The organism is Plantactinospora sp. B5E13, assembly GCF_039871775.1.
Classification (GTDB): Bacteria; Actinomycetota; Actinomycetes; order Mycobacteriales; family Micromonosporaceae; genus Plantactinospora.
This window is the reverse complement of record NZ_JBDPLT010000008.1, coordinates 220,028-228,981: the sequence shown is the minus strand read 5'-3', so window position 1 is coordinate 228,981 and position 8,954 is coordinate 220,028. Positions and strand designations below refer to the sequence as shown.

The following is an 8,954-nucleotide window of genomic DNA, read 5'->3' as shown; positions in this document are numbered from 1 at the left end:
CTACGGACCACCGTGCCACTGCTCGCCGACGAGTACCGACGCAACCGCACCACCGGCGGTTTCATCATCATCGACGAGACCACGAACCGCACGGTCGGCGCCGGCATGATCGTCGAGGCCGGCTGAGTCGGTCGCCGGTCGGTCAGTCCGACCGGTTGCCGACCGACAGGCTGGTACGGGCGGCGAGGCGACTCCAGATCCGGTAGCCGAGCCAGCGGACCGCCGGGGCGGCCCGGCGCTGCAGTTGGCGCCAGCCGCGGAAGGCGAAGACCAGGTAGCCCGGGACGAGCAGCAGCCAGCCGAGGACCGGGACGAGGCTGCCGAGGACCAGCCCGGCGGCGACGGCGAGGCTGAGTAGCAGGCAGGTCAGGACCGGGGAGGACCGCGCCTGTCGGCGGAGTTGCCCGCGCAGTGGTGCCGGCTGTCGCCGCCAGGTCAGTGCGGCCCAGCCGGCGACGGCCAGCGGCACCGCCACCGCGACGGCCAGCCGGGCGGGCCGCCGCGCGTCGCCGAGTGCGTCGCCGAGCAGCGCGAACAGCAGCAGGTGTCCGAGACCGACCAGGGCCAGCATGTCGAACAGCCGCCAGCAGAGGGCGGCGACGATCGCCTGGTACGTCGGCGCGGCGGCGTCGGCCCGCTGCGGGTCGACGGTCAGCGCGGCGGTGAACTGCCGGGCGGCCCGCCCCGCCCGGTCCTGACCGGCGTCCAGCAGCGCGAGCTGGCGCAGCGCCGGCTCGTACCCGGGTTCGAGGGCGAGGGCCTGCCCGCAGGCGGCGCGGGCGGCCCGGAGCCGGCCCATCCGGGCGTGCAGCCGGGCGTCCAGCAGGTGCACCTCGGGCACCTGCGGGGCGAGTTCCAGGGCGGTGTCGGCGTGCCGCCGGGCGAGGACCACCCGGGTCGGGTTGCCGAGGGCGAGCAGTGCCTCCGCCAGCAGCCCGTGCGCCGACCAGGAGCGCGGGTTCTGCTCCAGCGCGCGGTGGGCGGCGCTGGCCGCGTGTTCCGGGTGGCCGGCGGCGAACAGGATCCGGGCCTTCTCGGCGAGCAGATGCTCCTGGGCGGTGGCGACACCGAGCGCCCGGTCCACCAGACGCATGGCCTCGGCGAGCTGACCGAGTTCCCGGTGGCACCGGGCCAGCTGGAGCATCACCCCGACGTGTTCGGGCCGCTCGGCGAGCAGGCCGCGGAGCAGGTCGGCCGCCTCGACGTACCGGCCGACCTGGGCCAGCGCCAACGCCCGCTGTTGGACGGTCACCTCGGTGTCGCTCACGTCGCCTCCCCCGGTCCGGGCGACACCCTATCGATCACGGGCGACACCCGTGCACAGCTGCCCGACCGGCCGCCAACCCGAACCGGTCGTCAGGCCAGGCGTTCGACGCCGGGGCCGGGGAGGGCGGTGAAGCAGTCGGGGGCGGCGAAGCCACGCTCGGCGTACGCGTCGGTGACGGCGGAGGTGACGGTGCCGGTGGCCGCCGCGTCGACCAGGGCGAGGACGCAGCCGCCGAAGCCGCCGCCGGTCATCCGGGCACCGTACGCCCCGGCGGTCAGGGCCGCCTCGACGGCGGTGTCCACCTCGGGCACGGTGATCTCGAAGTCGTCGCGCATCGAGGCGTGCGAGGCGGTGAGCAGCGGCCCGATCTCGGTCAGCCGGCCGGTGCGGAGCAGGCCGACGGTCTCCCGCACCCGCTGGTTCTCGGTCACCACGTGCCGGACGCGTCGACGTACCACCGGGTCGTCGAGCCGGGCGAGCGCGGAGTCGAGCTGGTCGACGGAGATGTCACGCAGCGCCGGTACGCCGAGCGCGGCGGCGGCGGACTCGCAGGCGGCGCGGCGGGCGGCGTACTCGCCGCCGACGTGCCGGTGCGGTGCCCGACTGTCGATCACCAGGATGGCGAGCCCGGCGGCGTCGAGGTCGAACGGCACGTGCTCGACGGCGAGCGAGCGGCAGTCCAGGAAGAGCGCGTGGTCGGCCCGGCAGCGGATCGCGGCCGACTGGTCCATGATCCCGGTCGGTACGCCGACGTAACCGTTCTCGGCCCGCTGGGCCAGGCCGGGGCGGTCCGCCACCGGCACGGTGAGTTCGCCGAGGTCGAGCAGGGCGGCCTGGACCGCCGCCTCCAGCGCCGCCGACGAGGAGAGCCCGGCGCCGAGCGGCACGTCGGAGGCGATCGCCAGTCGGGCGACCGGTACGTCGAGGTCCGCCTCACGCAACGCCCAGACCACGCCGGCGACGTACGCGGCCCAGCCGGTGACCCGGCCGGGCTCGGCGGCGTCGGCCCGGCCGAACGAGACCCGCTCACCGGCCTGCTCCGACCAGACCGTCCAGCGGCGTCCGGTGTCCGGGGCGGCGGCGACGACGGTACGCCGGGGCAGCGCGAAGGGCAGCACAAACCCGTCGTTGTAGTCGGTGTGCTCGCCGATCAGGTTGACCCGGCCGGGCGCCGACCAGACGCCGGCGGGCTTCTCGCCGTACGCCTCGACGAAGCCGGCGGTGGCGCGAGCCGTGACCGACGTCTCCGACCAGCCGGTCGCGGCCTGTTGCTCTGTCACGGCTACCCTTCCATGATCGTTCGTTGCTGACCCGATCGGTTTGTCTGGTTCCGGGGCGGTGGGGTCCGGGGCGACTGCCCGGAGCATTCCACCATGTTCCGCCAATTCTGAACAGAGCCGCACATCGACCCGTGACCGGGTACCCCCGGGTTGCCGGCGCCGGACGCCGCGGCTGTCTACCATTTCTGACATGCGGGAGTCCGGCAGTACCGGGCCCCGGCGCAGGCCGCCGGGGCGCCCACGAAGGCAACCAGGGCCGCTGGCCCGCGGCCTGGCCCGGGTCGTGGTGCGGGCCGCGGACGCGTCGACCCGGTTGGTGACCGCGCTGCTCGGCGCGAGCCCGACCGCCGGCCGGGAACGGATCAGCGAGGCGGAACTCCGGGATCTGGTCGCGGCCAACACCCTGCTCGATCCGGTCGAGCGGCGGATCATCGACGAGGTGCTGGTCTCCGGGGCCAGGATGGTCCGCGAGGTGATGATGCCCCGCACCGAGGTCGTCTTCCTCGACGCCCGGCTCTCCCTCAAGGAGGCCGCCCAGGTCGTCCGGACCGAAACCCACACCCGGTATCCGGTCGTCGACGGCACCCACGACGACGTGGTCGGCTTCGTGCACCTGCGGGACGTGCTGCTGCGGCCCGAGGACGACCCGTACGGGACGATCGGCGAACTCCGCCGCGAGGTCAAGACGGTACCCGGCACCAAACGGGTGCTCGCCACCCTCACCGAGATGCGCCGGGAGGGCCACCACCTCGCGGTCGTCGTCGACGAGTACGGCGGCACCGCCGGGATCGTCACCCTGGAGGACCTGATCGAGGAACTCGTCGGCGAGATCCACGACGAATACGACGTCGTACCGGAACCGACTCCGGTGGGCCGGCCGGCGGAGGTGGACGGACGGCTCAACCTCGCCGACTTCGCCGAACGCACCGGGGTTGTCCTGCCCTCCGGCCCGTACGAGACGGTCGGCGGGTTCGTGATGGCGGCGCTGGGCCGGCTGCCGGTCACCGGTGACGAGATCACCGTCCCCGGGGAGACGGTGACGGCCGCCGTCCCGGCCCGGGGCACCGGGGGTCCGGACAACAAGCGGTCCGAGGGGGGCTGGCTGTTGCGGGTGTTGGCGGTCGAGGGACGGCGGGTGGCCCGGGTGGCCGTCGTCGGGGTTCCCGGGCCGGAACATCCGGTCAGCGTGCCCGCAGCCCGTGGCACCGGGGTCGACAACAGCGGAGGACCGGCCGGCTGAGCGAAGACCCCGGGCGAGTTCCCGTACCCGGATCGTCACGTCGTCCAGTTCAGCCCCCCGATCCGGTGCGACGGTAACGGGCAGGTCCGACCCGGCCACCAGGTGGGCGGGGCAGCGGGCCGGGGAGCGCCGTGGCGGGGGCGACCCGGGCTGCTCAGTTGATCTGGAGTTTGCGCCAGGTGGCACCGTCGGAGGAGTAGGCGGCCCAGTTGGTGCCGAAGAGGTCGTAGGCGACGTACCCGGCCGGGGTGTGGGCGAGCCGGCCGACGCTGGGCAGGCTTCCGCCGGCCCGGGTGAAGGTGGCGCCGTCGTCGGAGCTGACGTACCAGTGCCGGTCGCCGCCGGTGAGCAGCAGCCGGCCGTCGAGCAGCGGGACCGCCGCCCCGGCCAGCCGGTCCGGCCCGCCGGTGGCGGCCACCCGGGCGAAGCTGCGGCCGCCGTCGGCCGAGTGGTACAGCGCCCGCAGGCTCCGGTCGGCGCCGAGGACGGCCGCGTACGCCTGACTGCCCAGGCCGGTCACCTCCACGGTGCCGGTCGCCCCGGCCGGGACGGCCGCGCCGGGCAGTTCGACGGTGCGCCAGTGTGCCCCCCGGTCCCGGGTCATCGCGACGGCCGGCCGCCCGTCGCGGACGCCACCGGCCCACCAGGCACCGTCCGGGGTGGCCGCCGGGGCGACCCAGCAGATGTCGAGGCCGGGTCGGGCCGGCGGGACACCGGCCCGGGGCCGGTCCGGTTGCCAGAGTTCCACGCCGAGACCGCACCGGCCGCCGCCCGGCCCGACCCGCAGTTGGCTCTGGGCGGTCGGCGCAACGGGGCCGTCCGCGGTTCCCGGGGCGACGGGAGCCCAGGTCTGGCCGTGGTCGGTGGAGGCGTACCCCCGGTCGGTTCCGGTGACCAACAGTCGCCCGTCGGCGAAGACGCTCAGGTCCAGGTCGGCCCGTCCGGCGCTGTCCGGCGGCAGCGCGACGTGCTGCCAGGTCAGCCCCCCGTCCGAGGTCCGGGCGACGGTGGCCGGGCAGGGGGTTGCGGTCGGGCAGCCGGCCAGCAGCCAGCCGTGGTCCGGGTCGAGGAACTCGACGTCGGCGATCGTGCCGGGGACGTACTCGACGCCGGGGTCGGTGAGCCCGTTGATGGTGAGGCCGGCCCCGGAGTAGACCGGCCCGCCGGTCGGCGTCGGCACCGCGTCCGGCGGCGGTTCGGCGACCGGCGGCGGAACACGGTCCGCCGACCAGGGTTGCAGGACCAGCCCGACCGCGACCAGTACGGAGAGCAGCGCCACGCCGCCACCACCGTTGGCCAGGGCCCGCCGACGCCGACGGCGGGCGGTCGCCCGGTCGTGGATCCGGGCGAGCGGCGGCTGGTCGATGCTCTCCAGCAACTCCGTCCGGCCCCGGGTCAGCCGTACGTCGAGGGGTGTCTGCCGGTCAGCCATGCCGCACCCCGGTTGGCCCCGCCCGGCGTACCCGGTTCGCCGGCCCGGTCCGGTCCGGTGCCGGTTGTCGATCGCCGGGCCCGGGCCGCTCGTCGAGCCCGTGGTAGTCGCCGAGCCGGGCGGCGAGTGCGGCCCGCCCCCGGGACAGTCGGGACTTCACCGTCCCGGTCGGTACGCCGAGCAGGGCCGCCACCTCCTCGACCGGCAGGTCGGCGAAGTAGTGCAGCACGATCACCTCCCGATAGCCGACGGGCAGTCCGGCCAGTGCCTCGCGCAGGTCGGTGCGTTCCGGGCCGGGCGCGGTGGCGACCAGGCGGTTCAGCGGACGGTCCCGGAGCAGGATGGTGTCCAGCAGTTGACGCCGTCGCCACCGTCGCCGTACCACGTTGACCGCGACGGTCCGCAGCCACGCCTCCGGGTTGTCCACGTCGGCGAGCCCGCGTGGCCGGGCGATCGCCCGGGCGAACGCCTCCTGCACCACGTCCTGCGCCTCGGTCAGGTCGGTGGTGAACGCGTAGACCTGCGCGACCAGCCGTCGGTAGCAGGCGTGGTACAGCTCGCCCATCGCCTCGTCCACCGCCGCCCGGTCGGTGCCGCGTCCGTCCCGGTCCCGTGCCAACCGCTGTCCTCTCCGGTCGGGCCGTTTCCGCCCCCGGTGACGTCCGGGCCGGACCCGGCGGGCTGCCCGTGCCCCGACCCGGCCGGCCGACCGTCGTCCCAGGGTACGAGTCGGGACGGCGGGGCCCGGTTCCCGGCGGTCCGGGGAAGTCGAGGCGACCGGGTACGAGTCGGGACGGCGCGACCGGGTTCCCGCCGTCCGGGGAGTTGGTGTGACCGAGCCGGATTTGGCACAGGGCGGTCGGGACAGGCTCCCGGGCGTGCTGTCAGAATTGCCGGCATGTCCGACGTTCCTGCCCGGCCCCGGGTGTTCTCCGGCATCCAACCGACCGCCGACTCGTTCCACCTCGGCAACTACCTCGGTGCGGTACGCAACTGGGTGACGATGCAGGAGACCCACGACACCTTCTACTGCGTGGTCGACCTGCACGCGATCACCGCTGGGCACGATCCGGCGACGCTGCGTCAGCGGACCCGGCTCGCCGCCGCGCAGTTGCTCGCCGTCGGGCTGGACCCGGAGCGGTGCACCCTGTTCGTCCAGTCCCAGGCGCCGGAGCACGCGCAGCTCGCCTGGGTGCTGAACTGCATCACCGGGTTCGGTGAGGCGAGCCGGATGACGCAGTTCAAGGACAAGTCGGCGAAGCAGGGCGCGGACCGGTCGAGTGTCGGGCTGTTCACGTACCCGATCCTGCAGGCCGCCGACATTCTGCTCTACCAGGCGGACGCGGTACCGGTCGGCGAGGACCAGCGGCAGCACCTGGAGCTGACCCGGGATCTGGCGCAGCGGTTCAACAGCCGGTTCGGGGCGACCTTCACCGTGCCGGCCCCGCACATCGTCAAGGACACCGCGAAGATCACCGACCTGCAGGACCCGACGGCGAAGATGTCGAAGTCGTCCTCGTCCCCGGCCGGGATCATCGAACTGCTGGACGAGCCGGCCCGGTCGGCCAAGAAGATCAGGTCGGCCGTCACCGACACCGGACGCGAGATCATTTTTGATCCGGAGCAGAAGCCGGGGATCTCGAACCTGCTGACCATCTACAGCGCGCTGACCGGCCGGACCATCGACGACCTGGTCCAGGCGTACGACGGCAAGGGGTACGGCGACCTGAAGAAGGACCTGGGTCAGGTGGTGGCGGAGTTCGTCGAGCCGATCCGGCAGCGGACGCACCACTACCTGGACGACCCGGCGCAGCTCGACAAACTGTTGGCGGTCGGCGCGGAGAAGGCCCGCGCGGTCGCCGCGGCGACGCTGCGCCAGGTGTACGACCGGATCGGTTTCCTGGCCGGCGTACGACACGACTAGCCGGACACGACGTCGTTCGTCGGGCCGGCGAGCCGTCGACGTGGCGGCCCGGCCGGGGACGGGACGTCACCGGCGGACGTGGTTTCGCCGGTTGGCACCGCCGGCCGGCGGAGTGTGGAGCAGAGGGGTGGTTCTTACGGACGGATCGGTGGATCCCGGCACTCCGATGACCCGGGTCGGGATCGCGGTGGACCTGCCGGAGCCCTGGTGCGGGATCCTCACCCGGCGACGGGCCGAGGCCGGTGACCCGCAGGCGGTGTACGTACCGGCCCACCTGACGCTGCTCGGGCCGACCGACATACCGGTGGCCAGCCTGCCGGCGGTGGAGCGGCACCTCGCCGCGGTGGCCGCCGCGCACCAGCCGTACCTGCTGCACCTGCGCGGGACCGGTACGTTCCGGCCGGTCACCGACGTGGTTTTTGTGGTGGTCGCGGCCGGGATCAGCGAGTGCGAACTGCTGGCGGGCGCGATCGGAGCGGCACCGGAGCTGCGGCGCGAGAGCCGCTTCCCGTACCACCCGCACGTCACGGTCGCCCAGGACGTCGCCCCCGAGGCGCTGGACCAGGTGTACGAGGACCTGGCCGACTTCTCCGCCGTCTTCAAGGTCGAGAAGTTCACCCTCTTCTCGCACCACGGGGACGCCCGCTGGCAGCCCCGTCGGGACTTCCCACTCGGCGGCTGACTCCGTCGGCTGCCCCCGTCGGCCGGTTCCGGCGCCGCACACCCCGGCCGGATGCGGCTTCCCGGTCGCGGCTCCCCCCGAAGCGTGGGCGGATGGGCAAGGATGACGGCGTGAACGCCGTGGAACGGGTGCTCGCCGACATCGACCGCCGGCTGACGGAGCGCCGGCGACGGTCGCCGTGGTTCGACACCCTGGCCCGGGCGGTCGGCCGTTACACGGATTTGCTCGGTGGCCGGCTGGCGGCGGCGATGGCGTACTACGGCTTCTTTGCCGTCTTCGCGCTGGGTCTGGTCTCGTACACGGTGCTCGGCACGCTGCTCGGGGACAGCGCGGAGAGCGGCCAGGTGATCGTGGACTTCATCCACCGGAACCTGCCGTTCGTCGACCCGGAACAGATCCGGCAGGCGAGCAGCCGCCCGGGGGTCATCGGCCTGATCCTGCTGGTCATCACCGGGATCGGCTGGGTGGAGTCGATCCGTTCCTCGCAGCGGTTGATCCACGGGCTGGACCAGCACCCGGGCTACTTCCTGATCCGGCAGCTCATCGACCTGGCGATCCTGCTCGGGATTTTTGTCCTGCTCGCGCTCTCGCTCGGTGCGGTGGACGTGCTGGAGTCGGTGCTGAGCGGGTTGCTCGGGGCCCGGTCGGTCGTCCTCCAGATCGCCAGCTGGTTCATGGCGTTCCTGGTGAACGTGCTGCTCGCCGCGGCGCTGCTGCTCGCCGTACCACGGCTGCGGATGAGTTTCCGGCGCTGGTTGCCGCCGGTCCTGGTGGTGGCGCTCGGCATCACACTGCTCAACTCGGTGGGCCGTTACTACGTGCTGCGGTGGGAGCGCAATCCGGCGTACACGGTGGTGGCTGGTGCCGTCGGTCTGTTGATCTACCTCTATCTGCTGAACCAGTTGCTGGTCTTCGGGGCAGCTCTGGCCGCGACCGGTCCGCAGGGGCGGGTCCTGGACCTGGCCGGCGGCGAACCGGTGATCGACCCGGCGGACCCGGAGCGCCGTCCGTCGGGCGAGGCGCCTGGGCGGCGGGACGACGACGCGGAGTGATCAACACCGCGAGAAGCGATCTCGGGGTGCTATTCCGGCAAAAGGTACGAACTGCCGAGGTGTCACCGGCATGATGA

General features: G+C 73.4%; 8 protein-coding genes. 4 read left to right on the top strand and 4 right to left on the bottom strand.

Going from position 1 to position 8,954, the window contains the following annotated elements:
- Positions 1-142: 142 nt before the first annotated feature.
- Together ABGB05_RS10690 and galK are read right to left on the bottom strand one after the other, a co-directional pair.
- On the bottom strand, positions 143-1,267 hold the full coding sequence (locus tag ABGB05_RS10690; RefSeq protein WP_347653064.1) for a tetratricopeptide repeat protein: 1,125 nt from the start codon (positions 1,265-1,267) through the stop codon (positions 143-145).
- Positions 1,268-1,356: 89 nt separating this feature from the next.
- Positions 1,357-2,547 carry a galactokinase gene (galK, locus tag ABGB05_RS10685; RefSeq protein WP_347653063.1) on the bottom strand — a complete coding sequence of 397 codons (1,191 nt, stop codon included), beginning with the start codon at positions 2,545-2,547 and terminating at the stop codon, positions 1,357-1,359.
- 190 nt (positions 2,548-2,737) lie between these two features.
- On the opposite strand from galK, the gene ABGB05_RS10680 reads away from it, so the two are divergent.
- Positions 2,738-3,787 carry a hemolysin family protein gene (locus ABGB05_RS10680; protein WP_347653062.1) on the top strand — a complete coding sequence of 350 codons (1,050 nt, stop codon included), beginning with the start codon at positions 2,738-2,740 and terminating at the stop codon, positions 3,785-3,787.
- Between the two features lie 154 nt (positions 3,788-3,941).
- Here ABGB05_RS10680 and ABGB05_RS10675 read toward each other — a convergent pair whose 3' ends face one another.
- Positions 3,942-5,219, bottom strand: coding sequence for a hypothetical protein (locus ABGB05_RS10675; RefSeq protein WP_347653061.1), 1,278 nt, complete (start codon positions 5,217-5,219; stop codon positions 3,942-3,944).
- Positions 5,212-5,838 (bottom strand): sigma-70 family RNA polymerase sigma factor, encoded by a 627-nt coding sequence (locus tag ABGB05_RS10670; protein ID WP_347653060.1) that lies wholly within the window; start codon positions 5,836-5,838, stop codon positions 5,212-5,214. The genes ABGB05_RS10675 and ABGB05_RS10670 overlap by 8 nt, the downstream gene beginning before the upstream one ends.
- Positions 5,839-6,117: 279 nt before the next feature.
- Between ABGB05_RS10670 and trpS the strand changes: the two genes are divergently transcribed.
- The 3 genes from trpS (at position 6,118) to ABGB05_RS10655 (ending at position 8,877) form a co-directional block, all read left to right on the top strand.
- A complete protein-coding gene (gene trpS, locus ABGB05_RS10665) occupies positions 6,118-7,143 on the top strand; it encodes a tryptophan--tRNA ligase (protein ID WP_347653059.1) in 1,026 nt (341 codons plus the stop codon).
- A gap of 166 nt (positions 7,144-7,309) precedes the next feature.
- Positions 7,310-7,825 carry a 2'-5' RNA ligase family protein gene (locus ABGB05_RS10660; RefSeq protein WP_347653077.1) on the top strand — a complete coding sequence of 172 codons (516 nt, stop codon included), beginning with the start codon at positions 7,310-7,312 and terminating at the stop codon, positions 7,823-7,825.
- A gap of 110 nt (positions 7,826-7,935) precedes the next feature.
- Complete coding sequence (locus ABGB05_RS10655) at positions 7,936-8,877, top strand: YihY/virulence factor BrkB family protein (RefSeq protein ID WP_347653058.1); 942 nt, start codon at positions 7,936-7,938, stop codon at positions 8,875-8,877.
- Positions 8,878-8,954 lie beyond the last annotated feature (77 nt).

Coding starts and splice junctions, on each gene's coding strand:
- ABGB05_RS10660 (WP_347653077.1), top strand. CDS start 7,310: ATGACCCGGGTCGGGATCGCGGTGGACCTGCCGGAGCCCTGGTGCGGG.
- trpS (WP_347653059.1), top strand. CDS start 6,118: ATGTCCGACGTTCCTGCCCGGCCCCGGGTGTTCTCCGGCATCCAACCG.
- ABGB05_RS10680 (WP_347653062.1), top strand. CDS start 2,738: ATGCGGGAGTCCGGCAGTACCGGGCCCCGGCGCAGGCCGCCGGGGCGC.
- ABGB05_RS10675 (WP_347653061.1), bottom strand. CDS start 5,219: ATGGCTGACCGGCAGACACCCCTCGACGTACGGCTGACCCGGGGCCGG.